The 23,584-nt window shown below is 62.3% G+C and carries 20 protein-coding genes; 7 read left to right on the top strand and 13 right to left on the bottom strand.

The annotated features are described in order from the left end of the window. Positions 1–146 precede the first annotated feature (146 nt). Complete coding sequence (locus M0D65_RS09515) at positions 147–911, top strand: IclR family transcriptional regulator (RefSeq protein ID WP_091008701.1); 765 nt, start codon at positions 147–149, stop codon at positions 909–911. Here M0D65_RS09515 and M0D65_RS09520 read toward each other — a convergent pair. From M0D65_RS09520 to M0D65_RS09535, 4 genes are all read right to left on the bottom strand, one after another. After that, entirely contained in the window at positions 899–1,723 is an 825-nt protein-coding gene (locus tag M0D65_RS09520) for a citryl-CoA lyase (RefSeq protein ID WP_266252431.1), read from the bottom strand. The two genes, M0D65_RS09515 and M0D65_RS09520, sit on opposite strands and share 13 nt — an antisense overlap. 2 nt (positions 1,724–1,725) lie before the next feature. Continuing rightward, positions 1,726–2,925, bottom strand: a complete 1,200-nt coding sequence (locus tag M0D65_RS09525; RefSeq protein ID WP_266252432.1) for a CaiB/BaiF CoA-transferase family protein — start codon at positions 2,923–2,925, stop codon at positions 1,726–1,728. A gap of 46 nt (positions 2,926–2,971) precedes the next feature. Further along, positions 2,972–4,405: an MFS transporter gene (locus tag M0D65_RS09530; RefSeq protein ID WP_266252433.1), complete on the bottom strand. Its 1,434-nt coding sequence runs from the start codon at positions 4,403–4,405 to the stop codon at positions 2,972–2,974. 119 nt (positions 4,406–4,524) lie between these two features. Beyond that, a complete protein-coding gene (locus M0D65_RS09535) occupies positions 4,525–5,211 on the bottom strand; it encodes a response regulator transcription factor (RefSeq protein WP_266252434.1) in 687 nt (228 codons plus the stop codon). Positions 5,212–5,576: 365 nt separating this feature from the next. On the opposite strand from M0D65_RS09535, the gene M0D65_RS09540 reads away from it, so the two are divergent. Next, entirely contained in the window at positions 5,577–5,882 is a 306-nt protein-coding gene (locus M0D65_RS09540) for a hypothetical protein (RefSeq protein WP_266252435.1), read from the top strand. Between the two features lie 43 nt (positions 5,883–5,925). On the opposite strand, the gene M0D65_RS09545 is transcribed toward M0D65_RS09540, so the two are convergent. The 7 genes from M0D65_RS09545 to M0D65_RS09575 form a co-directional block, all read right to left on the bottom strand. Continuing rightward, positions 5,926–7,125: an HlyD family efflux transporter periplasmic adaptor subunit gene (locus tag M0D65_RS09545; RefSeq protein ID WP_266252436.1), complete on the bottom strand. Its 1,200-nt coding sequence runs from the start codon at positions 7,123–7,125 to the stop codon at positions 5,926–5,928. Beyond that, positions 7,118–8,626, bottom strand: a complete 1,509-nt coding sequence (locus M0D65_RS09550) for an efflux transporter outer membrane subunit (protein WP_266252437.1) — start codon at positions 8,624–8,626, stop codon at positions 7,118–7,120. Before M0D65_RS09550 ends, M0D65_RS09545 begins: the two co-directional genes overlap by 8 nt. Next, entirely contained in the window at positions 8,623–9,672 is a 1,050-nt protein-coding gene (locus M0D65_RS09555; protein WP_266252438.1) for a glycosyltransferase family 2 protein, read from the bottom strand. Before M0D65_RS09555 ends, M0D65_RS09550 begins: the two co-directional genes overlap by 4 nt. Positions 9,673–9,676: 4 nt before the next feature. Next, positions 9,677–11,269 (bottom strand): DHA2 family efflux MFS transporter permease subunit, encoded by a 1,593-nt coding sequence (locus M0D65_RS09560; protein WP_266252439.1) that lies wholly within the window; start codon positions 11,267–11,269, stop codon positions 9,677–9,679. Beyond that, positions 11,266–12,543: a glycosyltransferase gene (locus M0D65_RS09565; protein ID WP_266252440.1), complete on the bottom strand. Its 1,278-nt coding sequence runs from the start codon at positions 12,541–12,543 to the stop codon at positions 11,266–11,268. The genes M0D65_RS09560 and M0D65_RS09565 overlap by 4 nt, the downstream gene beginning before the upstream one ends. Positions 12,544–12,676: 133 nt before the next feature. Next, positions 12,677–13,591 (bottom strand): alpha/beta fold hydrolase, encoded by a 915-nt coding sequence (locus M0D65_RS09570; RefSeq protein WP_091008692.1) that lies wholly within the window; start codon positions 13,589–13,591, stop codon positions 12,677–12,679. A gap of 1,005 nt (positions 13,592–14,596) precedes the next feature. Continuing rightward, positions 14,597–15,127 carry a hypothetical protein gene (locus M0D65_RS09575; protein WP_266252441.1) on the bottom strand — a complete coding sequence of 177 codons (531 nt, stop codon included), beginning with the start codon at positions 15,125–15,127 and terminating at the stop codon, positions 14,597–14,599. 286 nt (positions 15,128–15,413) lie between these two features. On the opposite strand from M0D65_RS09575, the gene M0D65_RS09580 reads away from it, so the two are divergent. Genes M0D65_RS09580 through M0D65_RS09595 form a run of 4 tightly spaced genes read left to right on the top strand, consistent with a single transcriptional unit; the run spans position 15,414 to position 20,946 of the window. Continuing rightward, entirely contained in the window at positions 15,414–16,823 is a 1,410-nt protein-coding gene (locus M0D65_RS09580) for a glutamine synthetase family protein (protein WP_266252442.1), read from the top strand. 13 nt (positions 16,824–16,836) lie between these two features. Further along, complete coding sequence (locus M0D65_RS09585) at positions 16,837–18,228, top strand: aldehyde dehydrogenase family protein (RefSeq protein ID WP_266252443.1); 1,392 nt, start codon at positions 16,837–16,839, stop codon at positions 18,226–18,228. A gap of 33 nt (positions 18,229–18,261) precedes the next feature. After that, entirely contained in the window at positions 18,262–19,425 is a 1,164-nt protein-coding gene (locus M0D65_RS09590) for an iron-containing alcohol dehydrogenase (protein WP_266252444.1), read from the top strand. 27 nt (positions 19,426–19,452) lie between these two features. After that, the gene (locus M0D65_RS09595) at positions 19,453–20,946 is read left to right on the top strand and encodes a M81 family metallopeptidase (RefSeq protein WP_266252445.1); all 1,494 of its coding nucleotides are present in this window, start codon (positions 19,453–19,455) and stop codon (positions 20,944–20,946) included. Between the two features lie 3 nt (positions 20,947–20,949). Here the strand turns inward: M0D65_RS09595 and M0D65_RS09600 are convergent, their stop codons facing one another. Further along, positions 20,950–21,324, bottom strand: coding sequence for a nuclear transport factor 2 family protein (locus tag M0D65_RS09600; protein ID WP_266252446.1), 375 nt, complete (start codon positions 21,322–21,324; stop codon positions 20,950–20,952). Positions 21,325–21,411: 87 nt separating this feature from the next. Between M0D65_RS09600 and M0D65_RS09605 the strand changes: the two genes are divergently transcribed. Then, on the top strand, positions 21,412–22,119 hold the full coding sequence (locus M0D65_RS09605; RefSeq protein ID WP_266252447.1) for a helix-turn-helix transcriptional regulator: 708 nt from the start codon (positions 21,412–21,414) through the stop codon (positions 22,117–22,119). A 37-nt stretch (positions 22,120–22,156) separates the two neighbouring features. On the opposite strand, the gene M0D65_RS09610 is transcribed toward M0D65_RS09605, so the two are convergent. Continuing rightward, the gene (locus tag M0D65_RS09610) at positions 22,157–23,491 is read right to left on the bottom strand and encodes a diguanylate cyclase (protein ID WP_266252448.1); all 1,335 of its coding nucleotides are present in this window, start codon (positions 23,489–23,491) and stop codon (positions 22,157–22,159) included. Between the last annotated feature and the right edge of the window lie 93 nt (positions 23,492–23,584).

Raw genomic sequence — 23,584 nt, forward strand, 5'->3', positions numbered from 1 at the left:
GCCGACGCGGGTTCTCGAAGCGCACCCGGCTGCGACCGGGTTGCGTACGAGGTAAGCGAAACCGGGGTGTCGGCATGACACTCCGGTTTTGTCATGTCTGCCGCATCGCGTAAAATTTGCGCTTCGACTCGACGATCCGACTGTTCATGCCCATGCCCCAGGACAAGCCCGGCCCGAAGGAAAGCGAAGGCGTCGCGGTGCTCGACCGGGCCTGCTCGATCCTGTTCGCATTCGGTCCCGACGATGCACCGCTCACGCTCGCCGAACTGGCGGCGCGTACCGGCCTCTACAAAAGCACGCTGCTGCGTCTTGCCGGCTCGCTGATCCAGCATCGGTTGCTGCTGCGTCTCGACGACGGTCGCTATCAGCTCGGGCCCGCTACGTTCATGCTGGGCGCGCTGTACCAGCGCAGTCTGAAGCTCGGCGATATTCTCGTGCCGCTGATGCAGGAGCTTGCGCAGGCGAGCGGCGAGAGCGTGTCGTTCTATGTGCGCGACGAGGCGGTGCGGGTGTGTCTGCATCGCGTCGACTCCACGCATGCGGTGCGTTTTCATGTGCGCGAAGGCGATGTGCTGCCGCTGGAAACCGGTTCGGGCGGGCGTGCGTTGCTTGCATTCGGTGGAGCGGTGGGTGAGCCGTACGAACAGATTCGGGAAGATTTTTACTGCGTATCGGTGGGCGAGCGCGATCGCGAAACAGCCGGCATGTCGGCGCCGGTGTTCGGCGTACGCGATGCGCTGCGCGGTGTGCTCACGCTCGCAGGACCCGCTTCGCGGATCGACAGCGCGTTTATCGAGAGCAACCTCGGTGCGCTGTTCGACTGCGCCTCGCGCGCCACCGATGCGCTCGGCGGCGATTCGCGCGGGCTGCGCACTGCGTGGCGCCGCGTGCTCGATCGTCAGTCCAGGTGACGCTCGGGCTGCCCGGTATAGCGATAGGCCATCTGGCGCGGCATCGGCCCTTTGTTGCGCTCGTTGCGCGCGCGTTGTTCCCATGCGTGCGCGAGAATGCCGACCGCCCGCGACAGACAGAACACGCCACGCGCGAGTTCCGGCGCAAAGCCGAGTTCCGCGTAAATCACCGCGGTAGCGCCGTCGATATTCATCGGCACCGGCTTGTTCTTGCGCCGCTGCAATAGCGTTTCGATGCCGCGTGCTATCGCTGCATATTCCCCGGACACCGTGCCGTTTGCCACCGCCGCATCGACGAGAGCAAGCAGTTTCACGGCGCGCGGGTCGACGGGATGAAAGCGATGTCCGAAACCCGGTAGATATTTGCCGTGAGCGGCGATGAAGGCATCGACGGCCTGTTCGACTGCAGTGTCGAGTGCTACACCCTGCGCGATACGGTCGCGTACCGTCTCATAGAGTTCAACTGCCTGCTGGCCAGCGCCACCGTGCACGTCGTCGAGTGCGTTGATCGCAGAGGCCATCGCACCGTTCAGCGGCAAACCGCAACTCGTGGCCATCCGCGAGATCGCGATCGACGGCGCGTGCGGTCCATGATCGACCGATGCCACGAGCGCGGCTTCAAAGAGTTGCGCCTTCGGCGCGTCGGGCAACTCGCCGCGCAGCATCAACCAGATCATCTGCGGAAAACTGATCGCGCCGATCAACTCCTGGATCGGGAAGCCGCGCACATTGATCGAGCCCGGATGGATGTCGATGATCGACGTGCTCCAGTAGTCGGCGGCGAGTGCGGCCGTGTCGAGCGGTTGGGTCATGGTCAGATCACTCCTTCGGCATGCAGCGCATCGATTTGCGATTCGTCGTAGCCGAGCGCGCTCAAATGGGTTTTTGTATGCGCGGAAAGTACCGGCGCCGCAGTGGAGGGCGCAGCATCCGCATCGGAGAGACGGAACCCCGCGCGTGTGACGCGCTGGGTCGTGCCGCCTCGCTCGTCGGGCAGTTCGCGCACGAAATGGCGCGACGCCAGATGCGGATGCGCGAGAATTTCCGGCACCGACAGCACGCGCCCCGCGGGCACGCCGGCCGCGATCAGTTTCGTTTCCCAGTTTGCCGCGCTGTCGGCGGCAAGCGCGGCTTCGAGTTCCGCCTTAAGCGCCGCGCGGTTCACCTTGCGGGCGTTGCGTTCGGAGAAGCGTGCGTCGCCGGGCAGGTCGGCGCGCCCAAGCAGGGCACACAGACTGAGGAACTGTTTCGTTTCGTTGGCCGCGATGTTGAGCAGGCCGTCGCCGGTCTTGAACGTACCCGATGGCGCCGCGGTGAAATTCTCGTTGCCCATTGGCGTCGGGACGACTCCGGCGTTCAGGTAGTTCGACACGACCCAGCCCATCGTCGCGAGCGTCGCTTCGAGCATCGATACGTCGAGCATCCGGCCGCGACCACTCGCGCGCGCTTCGACGAGCGCGCCGCAGATGGCAAGCGCCGCTGTCAGACCGCCGACCGTATCGGACACCGGATAGCCGACGCGTAGCGGCGCGCTGTCGGCGTCGCCGGTGACGCTCATCACGCCGGCGATTCCTTGAATGATCTGGTCGTAGGCAGGCCGCGCCGACAACTCGCCGTCCTGTCCGAAGCCGGAGATCGCGCAATAAACCAGCCGCGGATTCACTTCACTGAGCGCCGCATGATCGAGCCCAAGCCGCGCCATCACACCGGGCCGGAAATTTTCCACCAGCACGTCGGCGGTTTTCACGAGATCGAGCAGGATCGCCTTGCCGCGCGGATCTTTCAGATTCAGCGTCACCGACTGCTTGCCTGCATTCACCGCGACAAACGACGTGCCCATATTGCGCGCCGACGCATCCTTGTCGGCGCCGAGCCGCCGCGCGAGATCGCCGCCGTCCGGATGCTCGATCTTGATGACTTCGGCGCCGAGCAGCGCCAACTGATACGCACAGAACGGGCCGGCCAGGACATTCGATAGATCGAGTACCCGGATGCCGGTCAACGGAAGCGTCATGTCACACCTTGTAGTTCAATTGCGGAGTGTCTGCGGGTTCCGCAGGTCAATGCGAGATTTCGTCGAGGCTCAACTGATTGGTGCGCGGCCCGAACAGCCCGATCGATACCATTACCATCACCATCGACGCGCTGATCAACGCAAACACGCCGGTCGTTTCGAAGTGGCGCAGCGCGAACGCGATCATGAAGCCGGAGAACATCGCGGAGAGCCGCGACATCGAATAGACGAAGCCGACCGCGCGGGCCCGGATGCGCGTCGGGAACAGTTCGGTCTGGTACGCGTGGTAACCGACCGACAGCAGCGTGCCCGACAACGTGATCAGTACACCGAGCACCATCAGCATGGCGGGCGAGGTCTGCGTGGCGAACAGACTGCCGAACACAGCGATGCCGAGCGCCGACAGCACGATCAAGGTCTTGCGTTCGATGCGATCGGCGATCGCCATGCCGAGTAGCGGGCCGAACGGGTTCGAGATCGCGATCACGAACGAGTACAGCAGGCTGTGCGTGATCGTCACGCCCTTCGCGACGAGCAGGGTGGGCACCCACGACGCAAAACCGTAGAAGCCGATCGCCTGGAACAGGTTGAAGACGAGCATCGTGATTGCGCGGCGGCGATAGGGCGGTTGCCAGATCTCGCGAAACGACGCTTTAGTGGTGGCCGGTTCGACGGCTGCGACGGGCGGTGGCAGCGGCTTGCCGTATTGCGCGGCGACCCTCGCTTCGATCACGTCGAGCACCGCCGACGCTTCCGCCGTGCGGCCCTGTTGCGCGAGCCAGCGCGGGCTTTCCGGCAGACGCCGGCGAATCGCCCAGACGACGATCGCGCCGAGCGCCCCTATGATCACGACCCAGCGCCAGCCGTCGAGACCGAAGGGCGCCTGCGGCACCAGCCACCACGCGAGAAACGCCACAGACGGCACCGCGCTGTACTGCACCAGATGCACGAACGCAAACGCGCGGCCGCGCAGATGCTTCGGCATCAACTCGCTGACGTAGGTATCGATCGTGACCAGTTCGACGCCGACACCGATACCGGCGATCAAACGCCACAGGTTGATCATCGGTGCGGTGGTCTGGAACGCCATGATTAACGTGGCGATCGAGTACCACAGCAGCGACACCGTGAAGATGTTCTTGCGGCCGAAGCGGTCCGCTGTGCCGGCCACGACGAACGTGCCGATAAAGAGCCCCGCAAACGAGGCCGCGACGAACGCGCCGAGCCCCGAGAAACCAAAGAACGATGCGGTCGTCGTCGCATAGAGGCCGCTCTTGACGAGCCCGGGGCCGACATACGCTGTGAAGAACAGGTCGTAGAACTCGAACCAGCCGCCGATCGACAGCAGGAACACGAGCATCCAGACGGTCCGGGTTGCGGGCAGGCGGTCGATGCGCGCATTGATCCCGGGCCCGCTCGCGGCGTTGCCGGGTTGCAGCGTTGACGATGGATCGGGCGCGTCGAACGGCAGGCTTGCCATAGAAATCCTCCGGGTCTCGTTTATCGAACATCGTTCTGTCTAATAGAACGATGTTCTGTTTGTAGATCGTGCGAGATTAGAGAGGAACATCGACAGCGGGAATTGGGGTTTCGCCTGAGTCAGTCGTCTTCGTCGAGCCGGTAACCGTGCGTGTAGATCGTGCGCAGGCGCAGGCCATTCTCTGGATCGGCGAAGAGCTTCTGACGAATCCGGTAGATATGGGTATCGATGGTTCTCGACGTGCTGTCGATCTCGCGTCCCCACGCGAGTTTCGCGAGCAGATCGCGAGATATGACCCGGCCGGTGTTGCGCAGCAGGAACGCGGCGACGTCGAATTCCCTGCCGGTCAGCTCGATCCGTTTGCCGTGCAGCGAGATGCAACGGTGACCCGAGTCGAGGATGTAATTGCCGACGCACAGGACATCCGCGGATTTGATGCTTCGCTGGTGACGACGTAAGAGCGCTTCGACCCGGGCTGTCAGTTCATCGAGGCGAAATGGCTTGGCGATGTAGTCGTCGGCCCCGGCGCGCAGGGCGCGCACGATGTCGACTTCGAGGACGCGGCTGGTCAGAAACAGCACCACCGGCCGATCCCCCAGGTTCACACGCACCCATTGCAACAACTCGAAGCCATCGATGCCGGGCAATTGCCAGTCGATGATGATGAGATCCGCAAGATGCGTTTTTAGAAACGCTACGGCTTTCTGACCGTCGTTCACGTGATGGACCGGACCTTCGAGCGAACGCAGCGCTCGCATCGCCGCTTCGGCATGAGCCGGATCATCTTCAACTAATAAGATGTGCATGATGTTGATCGAATATTTTTGTGGTGTGCACGAAACTCCGGCGATCGACACAGTGAGTTCCGAACAGAACATGTGGGTATATCGTCGCCTCCCCATCGCAGTGAGTAACATGAGTTCACACTAACTTCTTATTGGATTTGTCACGTTTTGTGAATCGTGAATCGTATACGTTTAGTTATCTTGAATTAGTAACTTGATGTGGCTTATCTGTAGAAAATTTTGAGCCGCTCACTCAGATTTATTCGGAGATAGTGGGTGGATGAAATCAGGACACCAGGCGGGTGCGCGATAATTTTTCGCGATTTCGTCTTGATCTGGAGCGCGACCGGGCTGAAAGTGAAAAGCCATCGGAGGAGTGCAACATCATGCGGAAAATAACCAGGCGCCCCGTTAGCGGTACGGCGATCTCCCTGACGCTATGTATTGCCGCCGCAATCTGGTCGACATCGGCGGATGCGGTTTCATTCGATTACAAACGTGCCGCCACACCGGTCGAGCAGGCCATCTGCGCCGATTCTGCGCTGGGCGATGTCGACAGCCAGCTTGCTGAGATCTATAAGGACACGCAGGTCGCGTTGCCGGACGCTCAGGCGTCCGAGATTGCACGCATTATCGTGTGGACCTGGGCCAACGAGAGACTAGGGTTTCCTGGGGATGCGGACGGTGAATGACGGCGATGGGGTCGTCGCGTCGTGACCTCTGCTTGTTGCCCGCTTATTGCCCATTGAGCACCGCACTGACCGCCGCATCCGCCTGCTGCATCGCTGCGTCGTCGACCACCGGCGAGCTGCCCGCGCGCGGTCGCGCTGCCGCGCTCGCGATGTTGCCGTTGCGATCGTGGGTATCGATCGACACATTCATCGACACGCCGAGCGGCAACGGATGCACCGCCGTTTCGGCCGGATCGAGCGAGATCGTCACCGGCAGCCGCTGAACCACCTTGATCCAGTTGCCGGCTGCGTTTTGCGGCGGCAGCATCGAGAACACGCTACCGGTGCCCGGCGCGAGCCCGTCGACCCGTCCATGAAAGACCACGTCCGACCCGTACAGATCGGCGGTCATCTCCACCGGTTGACCGATGCGTACGTGGCGGATCTGCGCTTCCTTGAAATTGGCCTCGATCCACAATTGCGAGGGCGGCACGACTGCCATCAGTTGCGCGCCCGACGCAACGGGCTGGCCGATCTGCACCGAGCGCTGCGTGACGCAGCCGGCGACCGGTGCCGCGATCGTCGTGTGTGCGAGGTTCACATAGGCGAGCCGGAACTGCTGCGCAGCGTCGGCGACGGCCGGGCTGGCTTCGGCGCCCGGCGCGGCGCTGCCCTGATTATTTCCACCACCCGCCAATGCACGCCCCGCAGCCAGCTGGTTTTGCGCAGCGGCAAGATTGGCCTGTGCCAGCGACACATTGGCCTGAGCCTTCGCAAACTCCTCGCCCGACACGATATCCGCCGGCGCATTCGAGCGCGCCTTCAGCGCCTGCTTCGCAAGATCGAGATCGACCGTGCGCGCGCGCACCGCATCCTCGTTCATCGCATTCGTGAACCCGCTCTGACGGTTTTGCCGCACGGCCTGCACGAGATTGGCTCTCGCACGCTCGAGCGCAATCTGCGCGTCGGTTGGGTCGAGCCGGACGAGCGTCTGTCCGGCCTTCACGCATTCGGTGTCGATCACCGCGACGTCGCGCACGACGCCTGGCGCACGTGCGGCAATCCGCACGATATTGCCCGTCACGTACGCGTTGTCGGTGCTCTCGGTATAGCGCGCCCAGACTAGCCAGTCGATGCCGGCGGCGAGCGCCGCAAGCAGCACGAAGGCCCCGAGCACCGCGAACATCACGTTGCGTCGGCGGACCTTGCGCGGGTCGCGGACCACTGGAACAACGTCCGCTTCGACCAGATTGTCTCTATGCATTCCCGTGATTCTCTTTGATGTCGTAGTCGAAGCCGCCGCCCAGTGCGCGGATCAAGGCGATTTTCGCGTCACGCCGTTGCGCGCGCAAGGAAACGAGCTGAATCTGGTCGTCGGCGAGCGAGATCCGCGCCGACAGCAGCGTTTCTTCGGGCAGGAGACCGCGCTTGTGCCGCTCGTCGGAGATCCAGACGATGCGGTTGCGCGCGGCGACCACCTGCTCCTGCTCGGCGATCTGCGCGTCGGCGCCGCGCAGCGTGGCGATTGAACGCGCGACCTCGCCGAGTGCCGTATTCAACGCCTGATTGTAGAGCGCGATCATCGTATCGGCGTTCGCCTGTTCGCCATGCAGCTGCGCCCGCAGACGAGGCCGTTCGAAGATCGGCAGCGACACGGCCGGCCCGATCGCGAACAGGGCCGACGAACTGGAAAACAGCGAACCGATATTGAGCGTCGACAGGCCGGCCGTGGCAAGCAGGTCGATGTTCGGATAGAACTGCGCGCGGGCGGCGTCGATCCGGCCTTCTGCCGAATCGACGCGCAACCGCGCCGCCACGATATCGGGTCGCCGGCCGAGCAGTTGCAGCGGCAGGTTCGCGGGTAACGGCAGCACCGTTTCGCTGGAGGTTGCCAGCTTCGGCCGCGCCAGCGCGAGGCCGCGTTCCGGACCGTTGCCGGTCAGTATGCCGATCTGCAGACGGGTTTGCGTGATCGTGTCTTCGGCCTGTTGTAGCTGCAAACCGAGTTTGACGAGACGAATATGTGCGTCCTGCGCGTCGTAGCCCGTGTCGAGACCGCGCTTCATGCGCGTTTGCATGATCGTGTCGCGGCGCTGTTCGTCCTGCTGCTTCTGCGCGACGAGGTCGCGCAGCGCGTAGTCGGCATCGAGCTGGCCGTATAGCGTGACGACGGAGGTGACGAGCGACAGACGTGCCTGCTGCGCGTCGACCCGCGAGGCATCGCGTGCCGAGACGAGCGAGCGTGTCGCCGCGCGATTGCGGCCCCACAGGTCCAGATCGTAGTGCGCCACGCCCGTCACGCTCGCCGGTGAAACCCACGGGTCGGTGAACAGGTTGATCGGGACGCTGTTGCCGGCGATATCCACGTTGGTGGCGCCGTCGACCTTCGGCAGGCGAGCCTTGAGCGCCGATGCCGTCGCCGTCGCCGAGAGTCCCGAGGTCGAGCCGAACGTCTCGAGCTGAGCCTGAGCGCTGGCGACCCGCGAATTCGCAACATCGATGTCGGGGCTGTTCGCAACCGTTTCGTTGACGAGCGCGACCAGTTGCGGGTCGCCGAGTGCGGCGATCCAGTCCGCCGACGGCCACGCCTGCGCAGTCGGTGTCACGGTGCCGAGCGTTTTCGCGAGCGCGTCTGGAGCCGGCGCGCGCATTGTCACCGCATGGCGCGCGGTGCCGTCGTCGACGCACGCGGTGAGCATGAGTGCAAGCACGATCGATGCGAGCGCCGTGCATGCAACGGGTAGGTTCGGGGCGCGCAGTTTCATCGGCGGGACCGTCCGAAGCGGGCGGCAAGACGCGGTCGCGCCTGGTCGAGCGGACCGAGCCGCCCGCGCATACCGTCGACGATGCCGCAACCGATGCCCAGCAGTTTCGTCAGCTTGTCCTGCTCGAACAATGCAACCTGCACGACCTGCCACAGCGTAATCAGATTCGGCACGATGGCGACCGGAAACGAGCGCAGGTATTGCCGGCACAGATACATCGCGTTGCGCGCCATGTAGTAGCGGCGAAACGCGGGATGGTTCATCGACGTGACTTGCCAGAACGCGAACCGATGCGTACGTTTTTCGCCGATCCGGTGGCGCAGCACGAGGTTCGGATCGAGATAGAACGGCACGCCGCGCTTCAAGGCGCGCAATGAATACTCGGTGTCGACGTGATCGATGAAGAGCGCCTCGGTGAACGCGCCGAGCTGTTCGTACGCGAGCCGCGAGATCACAGCGCCCGACGACAGCAGAAACGAACAGCGTTGCAGCGGACCGTCGGCCTGCACGTCGAGCGTGCGGACCGTAAAGCCATTGCTGTACATCTGCGGCAGAAAGCGCTCGGCGTTCTCGTCGTAGATTTGCGGTCCGATCGCAAATGGCTGCGTGCCGAGCCGCGCGCACGATGCCTGCATGATCGCGAAGAAATCGTCGCTGGCGCGCGAGTCCTGATCGAATAGCGCGACCGCCGTCGCCCCCTGGGCGAAGAGTCGCGCAAGCCCGCGGTTATACGCGCCGGCGATGCCGCCACGGTTCGCGTTGTGCAGATAGTCGATGCCGACGCTGTTCAGCATCACGGGAATTTCGGGGCGCGCGTCCGGAGAATTGTCTACCGCGAGCAGCGACGCGCAATGCGCGCGCAGCCCGGCAACGTGTAGCAGTTGCTGATCGGTCGGGCGGTACAGCACGACGAGTGCGCCGAGCGTGCTCGCATCGACGTCATGATCGAGCGATGGTGTAGCCACCTGGGTATCCGTATGACTGGAGCGCCGTTGCATGGGGCTGCCGGTCAATGTGTCCTGGTACGGGATCGGAGTGAGCTTCATGTGGTCAGTGTCCCGCATTGACGCCCGACACGCGCGCGGGTCTGGTCAGCCACATCGTCGCGGCGAGCCCGACACAGACGATGCTGGCCATATAGAAGAGGTCGTTGGTCGCCATCATGTAGGACTGTTGCTGGACGACTTCGCGGATCACCGGCAGCGGCCCGGTAGCGAGGCCCGCGTCGTGGACGGACTGCACAAACAGACTGGTCCCATCGGAAGCTTGCGTGACCGACTGGCGCAGCGTGCCGTAGTGAAACGCGGCGCGACTGTCCCACCAGGTGATGCTCAGCGCCGTGCCGAACGCAGCCGACACCGTGCGCAAAAAATTCGACAGACCCGATGCGGCAGCGAGCTTGTGATCGGGCACACGCGAGACGATCGCTGCGGTCAGCGGAATGAAGAAACAGGGTAGCCCGATGCCCTGGATCAGCCGCGGTGTGACGATTTGCCAGAACGACATCGTCAGCGTGAAGTGCGCGTTCCACCACAGCACGGCGGCGAAGACGAGAAAGCCGAACGTCGTGACCATGCGTGCGTCGAGCTTCTTGAGGTAGATGCCGATCAGCAGCGAGAACACGAACGCCAGAATGCCGAGCGGCGCCGACGCCATGCCCGCCTGCATCGCGGTGTAGCCCATCACCGTTTGCAGCCAGAGCGGAAAGATCACGCCGATCACCGAGAACGCCATCATGCCGAGCGAGGTGATCGCGACGCCGAACGTAAAGGTCCGGTCGCGAAACAGCGAGAGGTCGATGACCGGCTGCGACTCGGCGGATTCCCAGATCAGCAGCGCCGACAGCGACAACGCGGCGACGACCGCGAGCGTGACGATCAGCGACGAATCGAACCAGCTGTATTCGCGACCCAGATCGAGCACGGCCTGCAACGACCCGACACCGACTACGAGCAGCACGATGCCCGGCACGTCGATGCGCGGCCGGCGTGTCGGCGCGCGCTCGCGTCGCAGCAGCGACACGCACACGACGAACGCGAAGATACCGATGGGCAGGTTGATGAAGAAGATCCATGGCCATGAGAAACGATCGATGATCCATCCGCCGAACACCGGCCCGAGGATCGGGGCGAGCAGTACCGTCATCGCCCACAGGGCGAGCGCGAACACCCGCTTTTGCGGCGGGAACGCGCGCAGCAGAATGGTTTGCGACAGCGGCACCATCGGCCCCGAACTGAGGCCCTGCAGCGAGCGGAAAAACACCAGCAGTTCGAGGTTCGGCGCAACCGCGCACATGATCGACGTCAGGGTGAACAGCAGCACCGAGACGATGAAGAGCCGCGCCTCGCCGACCCGCGCCGACAGCCAGCCAGTGAGCGGCACCGCGATGGCCGCCGACACCGAATACGAACTGATCACCCAGGTCGCCTGCGAATTCGCGACACCCAGGCTGCCTGCTATCGACGGCACCGCGACGTTGGTCACCGTCGAGTCGAGCATCTCGATGAAGGTTGCGAGCGACAGCGCGAACGTCAATAGCGCGAGTCGTGCGCCACGCAACAAAGGTGGTGCGCCGCCGTTGCCGGCGGGTGAAAGTGAACCTGGACCCGGGCCCGGTACGGAGTCCTGCAACGCGCCCGTCATGCAAACGATTCCAGCTCCGCCACAGCGGGCACGGACGGCACGAAACGTTCGATGTACTGCGCGGCGGCGATACACGCATTCGGCTCGGCAACGATGTGCTGCCGGGCCGTTGCGCACTGGGCGGCAACGCCGGAATCGCGCGTCACGTGGCGCAGCGCCGTGGCAATCGCGCGCCCGTTCGCAGGCCCGTCGATCCGCACGCCACAACCGGTCTTCTCGATGCGCGCTGCGTTATCGAACTGGTCGTGGGCAAACGGTGTGACGACCTGTGGGATGCCGCTCGCGAAGGCGAGCGCAGCGGTACCGATGCCGCCGTGATGAACGATGGCCGCGCAACGTGGCAGCAGCGTATGCATCGGCACGAACGGCCGCACGCGCACGTCCGGCATGGCCGCGAGTGACGCCGGCTTGCTGCGCGTGAGCAAGATGGCGCGCGCGCCGGTCAGCCGTAGTGTTTCTTCGACGGCGCCGAAGTAGGCGGCTTCGTCGATCAAGGTCGAGCCGGCAGTGAACACGACCGGCGGCGCACCGGATGAAAGAAAGTCGGCGAGATCGTCGTCGAGCGGCGTAGCGGTGGACTCGGCCGGCAAAGGAAAACCGCACAGAAAGCGGTTTGAAGGCCAGTCAGGTTGGGGCTTCGCGAACCAGTCGGGAAACAGGCACAGCACGCCGTCCGGCGAATGCAGCCATTTGCCGAGTATCCGTCGTGCCGGTGCCAGGCCGATCTCGTTGCGTACACCGTTCAGTGCCGGTCCGAGCGCCGGGTCGAGCACGGCTTTCTCGATCAGTCGCATCGATGCGATCCGCACCTGCAGCGGCAACCACATCGGCACGGTGAAGCGCTTGTGGGTAGGCGGCGCGTGCCCGGACAGCAACGTTGAAGGCGATACCTGCACGGACACATACGGCGTGCCGTGCACCTCCTGAACGATGCGTGCGGCGAAGGCCCAGAGCGAACCGAGCATCACGGTGTCGTCGGTGAGCAGCGACGAGAGCGCGTCGACATGCGGACGGATGGACGGCGCGATGACTTTCCAGAGCACGCGAAACGACGTGCGCGGATTCCACAGCGCCGGATTTTCGAGCGCTTCTTCGTATTCCCGCGCGGTGCCGATCGGCACGAACGCGAAACCCTCGGCCTCGACGAGCGGGGCGAACGGCGGATGCGTGCAGAAGACGACCCGGTGCCCGCGCTGCATGAGCGTGCGGCCGATCGCGAGGAACGGATGAACGTCGCCGGCGGAGCCGATGGCCGTAATAACGATCTGTGCCATGAGTGCGCTCAGTACAGGTCCGGCATGCGCGCCCGGACGGTCTGCGAAGTTCCCGGCAACGGCACGCGAGTGCGGTACGCGACCGGGGCCGGCTGTGCGATCGCGCTGATTGCAGAGCGCGCGAAAGCCACGCTCACGCTCCGTACGAGGTGTTCAGTTCGAGTGGCGCAAACGTTTGCTCTTGCGCTGCGGCGGCAACGAGGACAGGAGCTGCGGTCTGAACCGGCTCGCCGTAAAAGCCGAGAATCTCGTCGCGCACGGCGGCGGCCTGTGAGCGGCCTTCCAGGTCGAGGAAGTGCCCTGCGTCGGGGATCGCAGCGAATTGCGCGCCTTTGACGTAGGTCGAGATCTGCCGGATATCGCGGGCGGTCGTATGTTCGTCGAGCATGCCGTTGATGAACTTCACCTGGCAGCGGATGTTCGACATCTGCGGCAGGTAGACGTCCGGCTGCAACGCGAGAATCTGGTCGACGTGGAACGCGACCTGATCCTGTTCTTCCTTCGGCAGGCTGGTCAGATAGCGGTAGTTGAGCAGCTTCACGATGCGCGGCAGATTACGCCCGACCGTATCGTTGAGCAGATGCGCGGCCGCCTTGTTTTCACCGCGCGACAGCAGGTCGCGCGCGGTGGTGATGTAGCGGACCATCGCGTCGTTCAGGTACGGCGAAAAGGAACAGATCGCCGCGCGGCGAATGCTGCTCGCGCCGCGCGAAAGTGCCAGCAGTGCCGCCAGCCCGCCCCACGAGACCGAACAGAGATAGCCCGGCTTGTAGCGGTGAATCAGCTCGAGCAGGATGTCGACCTCGTCATCCTTGCTGAGCAGAAACGAACGCTTGTTATGTTGCCGGGACTGACCGGCATACGGCAGGTCGAAGCACAGAACGTTGTGATGCGCGCTCATGTACTTGATGGTCTGCCCGAACGACGCAGTTGTCGCCAGTGCACCGTTGATCAGGATCACGCTGTCGCGATCGGCATGGAAGATATGCCGCTCGACGTGCACGTGGAAAGAATTCGCGAGGCGAACGGCTACTTTTTCGACAGGCATGTCCATCTCCACATTCCGGAAGACAAAACGATTCACCGTCACGCCAGAACGCGCGACCTCGAGCGGCGACATCGGGGAAAGCAATGCGCACCGCATTTAAAAGCTGAACTAATCAGTTGCATTGTGCAGTGCAATGCTGTTGGTGTGAATATAGTCTGGCGAAATGGGTAAACGCAAGATAAAAGTAAATAAAATCCGTCCAGACATGGGTATTCGTTGGGAAATTAAACAAGATGCATAAATTTAATCAAAGTGACTCGATGGCCCATGTCCAGCACTAATGCAGGGCGCCTGGCCGCGACAGGAAGGTGCATTCGTTGTGCGCAGGCGCTGTGTTTACGCCACAGTTTTTGCCTGGCCTGAGTGGCGTTCATGTCCATGTAACGTGATCGTGAGTGGGCTGTTGCGGCGTGTAGGCGGCCGGCGAGTGAACTGGGCAAACTGCGGAGAACCGCACCGGCTATAGCTAATATGCTAAGCCGCGCAACTCATATGCGCGCGATGACATGTTTGTCGGAACTGCGCCGGGCGCATTCGGGCGACCGCCGTTTCTCGACGCGTGTAGATGAGCGGGCACACCGCGAGCGGCGCTTGCAGTGGGCGGTCTTCTGTTCGTCGCCGACAGGCGAGGGGCTGTCGGCGAGGGCTTCGAGGGCGCGGCGGGCGTTTGAATTTACCGATCGAACCATTTTTAAAATGAATGGGAATTTGTGGTGAATTATGGTTTTTTATTCAATTGAATTTGCATAAATTTATCTCGATGTATTATCGTAGATATAACGATTTTACGAATTTATATTGCACCTTGTGCGAGTCTCCCGCATGCGCCGCGACGGTGCCTGTCGCACAGTGTTCGGGCACGGACCGGGGCGAAGGTGTCGAGCGAAGGTATCCCGGGTACTGGGCCGTTACGAGCCAGGTAAACCGCTCTACCGGTCGTGGCCCAGCGTCAGGCAAATGAAGGGGACCACGACAGCCAGGTGCATGACGAGACGCTTACCCTGCTCATTCCTGCGTTTCGGAACGGGCGCGGGGCCATGCTTTCGTGGCCCAGCTCATGATGAAAAACGCGAGGATCAGGCCGATCAGCGTGCCGAGACCCGTTGCCCGACCGTCGACGTAAAACAGTACCGACACCGCAGCCAGCCCGATCGACGCGACGCCGAGCCAGAGCGCGGGTAGCGGGCTGCGTGCCGTGAGCGTCGCTTCGCTTTGGATCTCGACACCGGGTCCCGTCACACCGGGGAGCGTCTGACCGGGTAGAGGATAAGGATCGGCGGTGGATACGGTGCCCGTGCGCCGCCGCGTACGGCCGCTCGCCTTCGCACCGGGCAGCGCCAGCAGCATCGAGATCACCATCGCGAACAGCGCCCAGCTGAACCCCACCAGGATCATGAGCGGAGTCGACGGCCTGTCTTGATGCCGGAAGATCGAGATCGCGGCGCCCAGCAGCCCCACACCGATCACCGAAAACATGATGCCGACCGCCAGAAAGGCGAAGGGGATGCGTTTTGGCCCAGTCTGGCTGTTTGCCATGTCTCCCTCCTGTAGGGTGGAAAGCGTATTGTCGCGAGGGTTGCGGCCGCTGCGGGACGAGCCGATATTTTCCCTGAATGGGCGTGGCGCGAGGTCTTTCGGCCAGGGGATAAAGGGTTCGGCGGAGGCTCAAAGCGGCGGCGGACTACGAGTATTACGCAATGCGATCCTCTCCATAACCGATACTGATTGTTGTTGAAGCGGATATGGCCCGTTTCTACGATGAGCGCTCGCCGGCCATGCAGCACCCACATTCGACAAGAAAGACACTATCCGGAGACTGTTCATGAATCAGCACGCCAATGAGCACGCGAGGCCCGAACGGGCGATCAAAACGGCGGAGGACGCCATTCGCCTGGTGGAAGCGAGCCGTCTGACGCATATCAAGGTCGGCATGTCGGATATCGACGGTGTTCTGCGCGGCAAGTATCTGCGCAAGGACAAGTTTGTCGGTGCGTTGAAGGCCGGCTTCGGCTTCTGCAACGTCGTGCTGGGCTGGGATCTGGACGACCAGATGTACGACAACACGCGCTACACCGGCTGGCATACGGCTTATCCGGACGCGATGGTGCGCATCGTGCCCGAGAGTTGCCGGCGTCTGCCGCTCGAGCCCGGCGACGGCGAAGACATGCTGTTCTTCCTCGCGGAATTCACCGGCGACGCCGAACCGGTGTGTCCGCGCAGGCTGTTGCATCGTGTGCTCAAGCGTGCCGCGGACATGGGCTTCGACGCGTTCGCCGCCCTCGAATACGAATTCTTCATGTTCGAGGAAACGCCGCACTCGATCCGCGAGAAGAACTACCGCAACCTGAAGACCTGGACGCCGGGCAACTTCGGTTACTCGGTGTTGCGCAGCACGGTCGAAGGTGATTTCTACCGGCAGTTGCTCGATATGTGCGAGCAGATGGACATGGCGATCGAAGGGCTGCACACCGAAACCGGCCCGGGCGTTCTCGAAGCCGCGATCGCCGTCGATAACGCCGCCGATGCGGCCGACAAGGCCATGCTGTTCAAAACCTTTACGAAGGCACTCGCACAGAAGAACCAGCTCATGGCCACCTTCATGGCGAAGTGGTCGCACGAATACCCGGGGCAAAGCGGTCATATCCATTTGTCGCTACGCGACGCGCGCACCGGTGAGTCGGTGTTCCACGACGCCAGCCGTCCCCACAACATGAGCGTGCGGCAGGGCGCGTTCATGGCGGGCGTGCAGCGCTATCTGCCCGAATTCATGGCGATGTACGCGCAGACGGTGAACAGCTATTCGCGACTCGTGCCAGGCTACTGGGCGCCGCTCGATGCAACCTGGGGCGTTGAGAACCGGACCACCGCGTTGCGGTTGATCCCGGGCTCGGAGAAATCGCAGCGCATCGAAGTGCGCATCGGTTCCGCCGATGCCAATCCCTACATCGCGCTGGCCGCCGCACTGGGTGCCGGCCTGTACGGCATCGAGCAGGCGCTCGAGCCCGACACGATCGTCACGGGCAACGCGTATACACAAACTTTTCCCGATCATCTGAAGCTGCCATGCACGCTGTGGGAATCGGCGCAGCGGCTGCGCCAGTCGCAGGCGGCGCAGACTTTGTTCGGCGCAGCGTTCGTCGAACATTTCGCGGCCACCCGCGAATGGGAAGATCGTCAATTCCGTAGGCACGTGACCGATTGGGAACTGGCCCGCTACTTCGAAATCATCTGAAGCGACTCTACTCATGAAACAGGAACTGATAACCCTTAGCCCGATCGACGGCAGCGAATACGTGCGTCGTCCGTATGCGAGCGAGTCGCAGATCGCGCAGACACTGCAGCGCGCGCAGTCCGCACAGAAGGCGTGGCGCGACGTACCGTTGAAGGAACGGATGGCGGTGATCGGCAGCGCGGTCGAGCACTTCGTCGCGAACAAGGCCGCGATTGCCGAAGCAATCACGCGGCAGATGGGACGGCCGTTGCGGTATACGCCCGGTGAAGTGGACGGTTTCGCGGCCCGTGCGCGGCACATGATCGCAATTGCCGAGGAATCGCTGAAGCCAGTGCAGGTCGCACCGCAAGATGGCTTTACGCGCTTTATTGCACGCGACCCGGTCGGCGTGGTGCTGACGATCGCACCATGGAACTACCCGCTGCTGACAGCGGTGAACAGCATCGTGCCGGCGCTGCTGGCGGGCAATACGGTGATTCTCAAGCACTCGGACCAGACACCGCTATGCGCCGAACTGATCTATCAGGCGTTCGTCGCGGCCGGTGTGCCCGAAGGAGTGTTCCAGTATCTGCATCTCGATCATGAGCGCGTACAACGGCTGATTCGCGCGGACGAGATCGGCTTCGTCGCCTTTACCGGTTCGGTGCGTGGCGGCCGCTCGGTCGAGGAAGCATCGGCGGGGCGCTTTATCGGCGTCGGGCTGGAACTGGGTGGCAACGATCCGGCCTATGTGCGCGCCGATGCGCAACTCGATCACGCGGTGGAGACGTTGGTGGACGGCGCGTTCTTCAACTCGGGGCAGTCGTGCTGCGGCATTCAACGCATCTATGTCGCGCAGGCGCTGTACGACGATTTCGTCGAGCGCGCGGTTGCGCTGACGAAGCAGTACGTGCTCGGCAATCCGCTCGATGCGGACACCACGCTCGGCCCGGTGGTGCGCACGGCCGCAGCCGACGAGGTTCGTACGATCGTCGGCGACGCGCTGGCGAAAGGCGCACGCAATCTGATCGACGAAGCGCAATTCGGCTTGTCGCGAGCCGGAACGCCGTATGTGGCGCCGGGTGTGTTCGTCGATGTGAATCACGGCATGAAACTGATGAACGACGAATGCTTCGGGCCGGTGGTCGGCATCATGCCGGTGTCGGGCGACGAGCACGCGATCGAACTGATGAACGATAGCCCTTACGGTTTGACCGCCGCCGTTTTCACCACCGATGAAGACGCGGCGCTGTCGATCGGTCGCCGTGTGGAAACCGGCACCTTCTTTATGAACCGCTGTGACTACCTCGACCCGGCGCTCGCGTGGACCGGTGTGAAGCAAACCGGGCGCGGCGCGACGCTGTCGGCGATCGGTTACGAGCATCTGACGCGGCCGAAGTCGTTTCATCTGAAAACACGTATTTAAAGCGCCACTCTGAGCGCCATCGAAGGAATCCCCATGTCACTTCCGTCAGCAAACTGGAATTACCCGACCGCGGTCAAGGTCGGCGCGGGCCGTGTCCGCGAACTGTCGCAATGGTGCAAGAGCCTCGGCATGCGCAAGCCGCTGCTGATCACCGACCCGGGGCTCGCATCGCTGCCGCTCATCAACGACGTACTGCAACAGTGCCGCGCCGATGGCCTCGAAAGCGGGCTGTTTCACCAGATCAAGGGCAATCCGACCGGCAAGAACGTCGAAGACGGCGTCGCGGCCTATAAGGCCGGTGGCCACGACGGCGTGATCGCATTCGGTGGCGGTTCGGCACTCGATGCGGCGAAGGCCGTCGCGCTGATGGTCGGCCAGGACCGTCCGTTGTGGGACTTCGAAGACATCGGCGACAACTATCTGCGTGTGAACGTGGCGGGCATGGCCCCGGTGGTCGCGGTGCCGACGACGGCCGGGACCGGCTCGGAAGTTGGCCGCGCCTCGGTGATCACCGACGACAGCGCACACGTGAAGCGCATCATCTTTCACGCGCGCATGTTGCCGGCGATCGTCATTCTCGATCCTGAGCTAACGGTCGGTCTGCCGGCCAAGCTAACGGCCGCGACCGGCATGGATGCGCTGTCGCACAACCTCGAAGCATATTGCTCGCCGTTCTATCACCCGATGGCGGCGGGCATTGCCGTCGAAGGTATCCGGCTCATCAAGCAGTTCCTGCCGCGCGCGGTCAGGGACGGTCACGATCTCGACGCGCGTTTGCAGATGCTGGTCGCCTCGAGCATGGGCGCGACGGCGTTTCAACGCGGACTCGGTGGGATGCATGCGCTCGCGCATCCGCTGGGTGCGTTGTACGACGCGCATCACGGCCTGCTCAACGCGATCCTGATGCCTTACGTGCTCAAAGCCAACGAGTCCGTCATCGCCGAACGCATCGAATTGCTTGCACGCTACCTTGAACTTGCTTCGCCGTCGTTCGGCACGTTTCTCGACTGGGTACTGTCGATGCGCGACACGCTCGAGATTCCGCACACGTTGCAGGAAATCGGCATCGACGCCGGCCAGGCAGCGAAGGTCGGTGCAATGGCGGTAGCCGACGGCTCGTCCGGCACCAATCCGATCCAGTTCACCGCCGACGAGTACAGCGAGATTTTCGTCGCGGCGGTGAACGGGTCGTTGTGATATCGCTAGCGCTTATCGGGAGATCGTGTGGCAAGGATCGGGATCGCGGGCTTCTTGCACGAGACGAATACCTTCGCGTCGAGTTGCGCACGCTTTAGCACGTTCGTCGAAGCCGACGCCTGGCCAGGATTGCTGGTCGGCGCCGAGATGTTCGACGCGGTGGCGGGCGTGAACCTGGCGATCGATGGTTTCATCGAGGCGGCGCGGCGCGTTCATGAACTAGTCCCGTTGCTGTGGGCCTCCGCGAACCCGTGCGGCGTCGTAACCGACGACGCGTTCGAAGCGATCGCCTTCATGCTCGACCGGATGATCCGCGATGCCGGACCGCTCGATGCGCTCTTTCTCGATCTGCATGGCGCGATGGTGACCGAGCATCTGCAGGACGGCGAGGGCGAACTGCTGCGGCGCTTGCGCGAACGTGTGGGCGATGCAATGCCAATCGTCGCCGCACTCGACTTTCACGCGAACATCACGCCGACGATGATCGAGCACGCGAGTGGCTTCGTCGCGTATCGCACCTATCCGCATGTCGACATGGCGCGGACCGGGCGACGTGCATGTGCGCTGCTCGACCGGCTGCTTCAGGGCGACGTGCTCAGCAAGCGCTATCGTCAGTTGCCGTTTCTGATTCCGATGCCATGGCAAAGCACGTTGAGTGAACCCATGCGCGGCCTGGTCGCGCTGAGCGAATCGCTCGAGTCGGAGCGCGTTGCGACGATCGATTTCGTGCCAGGTTTCCCGCTCGCCGATATCTACTACAGCGGTCCGAGTGTGATTGCGTATGGCAGCGATCCGGTTGCGCTCGATATTGCGGTTGAGCAACTGACCGAAGCGGTGCTTGCGAGTCAGGCGGCGTTCGGCGGACGTCTGCATGCGCCTGCCGTAGCCGTCGAACATGCGCTTGCGCACACGCAGCGGGCCGATACGGGACGTGTGATCCTCGCCGACACGCACGACAATCCAGGCGGCGGCGGTGCGGGCAATACCACCGATCTGCTGCACGAATTACTACGGCAAAACGCGCAGCACGTGTGCGCCGGTGTAGTGTGCGATGCAGTGTTCGCCGAGGCGGCGACACGGGCGGGTATCGGGGCGGTTATCGATGTGTCGTTAGGCGGTTCGAGCAGTAGTTCAAGCGCGGAAGCCGGCGCACCACCGTTGCAAGGACCGTTCGAGGTGCTAGGGCTCGGCAACGGTCGTTTTATCGGCACCGGGCCGTTCTATCTGGGCTGCCAGATGGACCTCGGGCCAATGGTGCGTGTGCGTTGCGGCGGCCCGCAAGGTATCGATATCGTGGTGTCGAGCCGTAAACAGCAGGCCGCCGATCAGGCGATGTTCCGCCACGTCGGCGCGAATCCTGCTGATTACCGCATCCTCGTGCTGAAAAGCTCGGTGCATTTTCGCGCGGATTTTGCCGCGCTCGCCGACGAGATCCTGATGGTGGCCGCTTCCGGCGTCAACATCGCGGACCTGCGGCAGTTGCGCTATGAGAAGTTGCGGCCCGGTGTCGTCTTGCTGTGAGTTCTACATCGCGACTGTCTCGGCGTGGTGAAAGATCTTTGCCACGATCATCCACTTCCCATCGAACTTCAGCAGGTTGAGGTTATCGATAAAGATCTTCTCGAAGATCCGCACACGCACCTGTGCGAACGCCATCTCCGGCGACAACACACTGATCTGCAGGACGGAATCGATACGAGGCTGCGACACGCTCTTAGGCGGCTTGCGCACTGCGATTTCCGCACGATACTGGGCGAACGGGCGCAGGCTGAATTTGCCGTCTTGCATTCCGAACAGTGAACTGGTCGGATGGAAAATCTGATCGAATTTTTCCAGATCGCACTCGTACATGACGTCGAAGTAAATCTGCAGGGCTTGATGGATGCTGGGGATTTCCATGTTGTTCTCCGTTTGGGGCAATCACTGATCAATCGCGATGATAGTATCGGGGCGGAGTTCACCGGACGTTTCATCGGAGGATGAAATATGGACGATACGCCAGACATTCCCCGTATAGCTGGCCTGCTGGCTGACACGGCGCGTACCAGGATCATGTGGGCGTTGATCGACGGATCGACACGCCCCGCGGGTGAGTTAGCGTACGCAGCCAATATTTCGGCGCAATCGGCCAGTGCTCACCTGACCAAACTGGTTGGAGGCGGGTTGCTCGCAACCGAGGCGCAGGGCCGACATCGTTATTTCCGCATCGCGAATGCAGAAGTGGCCTGCATGATCGAGAGCATGGCCGCGCTCAGTATGGATATCGCGCCGCACATGCCGCATTGTTCGCCACCGCCCCGCGCGATGCCCGAAGCGTTCATGCATGCCCGGACCTGCTACGACCATCTGGCAGGCGAGATGGCTGTGAACCTGCTTACATCGATGTTGAAAGCGCGTTGGTTAAGGCGCAAAGGGCCGGAGATCGTTGTCACGCGCTCGGGTGAGCAGCAGTTGCGGGCGTTCGGCATCGATCTGGAGTCGGCGCGTGGGGAGCGTCGCGTGTTTGCCCGGCCTTGTGCCGATCTTACCCAACGCAGTCCGCATCTGGGCGGGGCGCTTGGTGCAGCGATGCTCGATCTTTATGTCAATGAAGGCTGGGTCTTGCGCTCTCCGCGATCGCGTATCGTCAGCATCACGCCCAAAGGCAACGCGATGTTCTCGAAGATTCTCGAAGTCGGATCTGCAGAGACCTGAGATCGGCCTTGGGGTGCCTTTGAGGCGAACGACCCGGCTAAGATAGTCCTGTATCGAAGACGTCATCCTCTACATATGCTTCGATCCGATTTCGTCCCTTCTCTTTTGCCGCATAGAGCGCACGATCCGCTGCTTGCAGCAGGTACCCGGCAGTATCGCCTTGCGGTGAATCAAATGTTGCGATTCCAATGCTGATGGAGGCGTAGCGTCCCGTTGACGTCCGATTCTCGATTCGCAACTGGTTGACAGATTCCTGCATGCTGCGCGCCACGATGTTTGCGCCAAGGCGATCTGTATCGGGAAGAATCGCGGCAAATTCCTCGCCTCCATAGCGTGCGAGCAGATCGGTGCGGCGTGGAAGCGCTGCGCGCAATGCCTGAGCAAACTCCGCGAGACAACGATCGCCCGCTTGATGCCCATAGCGATCGTTCAAAGCCTTGAAATGGTCGATGTCGATCATTAACAGCGACAACGCACGGTTCGCACGCACCGCACGAAGCCACTCTGTTTCGAGCGTCCGGTCAAAGGCACGGCGGTTTGCCAACCCGGTCAACGCATCGGTCAGCGAGAGCGCCTCGAGTCTGTCGCGCGCTTGCTGTAAGTCCCTCTGAGCCGTCTCGTAGTTTCGCTGAAGAACCGTGGCCCGGAGTCCATACAATACGAAGACCGCAACCAGCACACCTGCGCCGAAGTCGAAGTAGTGTCGCGCAATCTGGATGCTCATAAGCAGCAGTGCGGTGGTAAAGATCACTGGGCTCGCAATATTCAGAAAGTCAGCGAAATTATTCGGGAATTGCGCTTTTGCGGTGTCGGCTCTCTCGCGTGGCAAATGCCAGACAAGGATGCAAAAAAACAGATTGGGCACCACGCCCAGCAACTCGTAGTACGAGGCGTAGGGCAGCTGGCCAGCCATCCTGTTGTGCAACGCGATCAGCACTGTGTCGACAAACATGTACCAGCAGAACAGGCGATAAAATCGCCTTTCGTCCTCGGTGGTCGCGGCGAACAGCCGCAACACGAGTATCGCGCACATGGCGACGTCGACGTTATTGTAGAAATCGATCAACGCGTCGCCAGAGACAGGGTGACGCGCCATATACGTAAATGGGACGACGTCGAATAGCGTCACGAATACGAGGTAGGCGATGATAACGGCCTGAATGGAGTCTATCCAGAGGAAGGAACGCAAATACGGCTTGCCGCTTGGATGCGACAGGAGAATGACAGTTGGCACATAGTCCAGAATCATCAGAAAGTCGGTGTAGTCAACCTGCAATGGGGTTGGCTGACCTGCTGAGAGACTACTAAGGTAAATCCAGCCGCGCAGCACGAGTGCTATCGCGCCCATCAGGACGCTGATCGCGAGCAGCACCCAGTGCCGCTGGAGAGAGACTGCGCGCTGCGCCCTCCAGCAGCACAACGTGAGGACTATAAGGTCTGTTGCGACCAGAAAGAGAAACGTTAC

This window comes from Paraburkholderia sp. CHISQ3 (assembly GCF_030464945.1).
GTDB lineage: Bacteria > Pseudomonadota > Gammaproteobacteria > Burkholderiales > Burkholderiaceae > Paraburkholderia > Paraburkholderia megapolitana.

Bases quoted from the DNA above. Each gene is read 5' to 3' on its own strand.
- M0D65_RS09515 (WP_091008701.1), top strand. From the start codon at position 147: ATGCCCATGCCCCAGGACAAGCCCGGCCCGAAGGAAAGCGAAGGCGTC.
- M0D65_RS09520 (WP_266252431.1), bottom strand. From the start codon at position 1,723: ATGACCCAACCGCTCGACACGGCCGCACTCGCCGCCGACTACTGGAGC.
- M0D65_RS09525 (WP_266252432.1), bottom strand. From the start codon at position 2,925: ATGACGCTTCCGTTGACCGGCATCCGGGTACTCGATCTATCGAATGTC.
- M0D65_RS09530 (WP_266252433.1), bottom strand. From the start codon at position 4,405: ATGGCAAGCCTGCCGTTCGACGCGCCCGATCCATCGTCAACGCTGCAA.
- M0D65_RS09535 (WP_266252434.1), bottom strand. From the start codon at position 5,211: ATGCACATCTTATTAGTTGAAGATGATCCGGCTCATGCCGAAGCGGCG.
- M0D65_RS09540 (WP_266252435.1), top strand. From the start codon at position 5,577: ATGCGGAAAATAACCAGGCGCCCCGTTAGCGGTACGGCGATCTCCCTG.
- M0D65_RS09545 (WP_266252436.1), bottom strand. From the start codon at position 7,125: ATGCATAGAGACAATCTGGTCGAAGCGGACGTTGTTCCAGTGGTCCGC.
- M0D65_RS09550 (WP_266252437.1), bottom strand. From the start codon at position 8,626: ATGAAACTGCGCGCCCCGAACCTACCCGTTGCATGCACGGCGCTCGCA.
- M0D65_RS09555 (WP_266252438.1), bottom strand. From the start codon at position 9,672: ATGAAGCTCACTCCGATCCCGTACCAGGACACATTGACCGGCAGCCCC.
- M0D65_RS09560 (WP_266252439.1), bottom strand. From the start codon at position 11,269: ATGACGGGCGCGTTGCAGGACTCCGTACCGGGCCCGGGTCCAGGTTCA.
- M0D65_RS09565 (WP_266252440.1), bottom strand. From the start codon at position 12,543: ATGGCACAGATCGTTATTACGGCCATCGGCTCCGCCGGCGACGTTCAT.
- M0D65_RS09570 (WP_091008692.1), bottom strand. From the start codon at position 13,591: ATGCCTGTCGAAAAAGTAGCCGTTCGCCTCGCGAATTCTTTCCACGTG.
- M0D65_RS09575 (WP_266252441.1), bottom strand. From the start codon at position 15,127: ATGGCAAACAGCCAGACTGGGCCAAAACGCATCCCCTTCGCCTTTCTG.
- M0D65_RS09580 (WP_266252442.1), top strand. From the start codon at position 15,414: ATGAATCAGCACGCCAATGAGCACGCGAGGCCCGAACGGGCGATCAAA.
- M0D65_RS09585 (WP_266252443.1), top strand. From the start codon at position 16,837: ATGAAACAGGAACTGATAACCCTTAGCCCGATCGACGGCAGCGAATAC.
- M0D65_RS09590 (WP_266252444.1), top strand. From the start codon at position 18,262: ATGTCACTTCCGTCAGCAAACTGGAATTACCCGACCGCGGTCAAGGTC.
- M0D65_RS09600 (WP_266252446.1), bottom strand. From the start codon at position 21,324: ATGGAAATCCCCAGCATCCATCAAGCCCTGCAGATTTACTTCGACGTC.
- M0D65_RS09605 (WP_266252447.1), top strand. From the start codon at position 21,412: ATGGACGATACGCCAGACATTCCCCGTATAGCTGGCCTGCTGGCTGAC.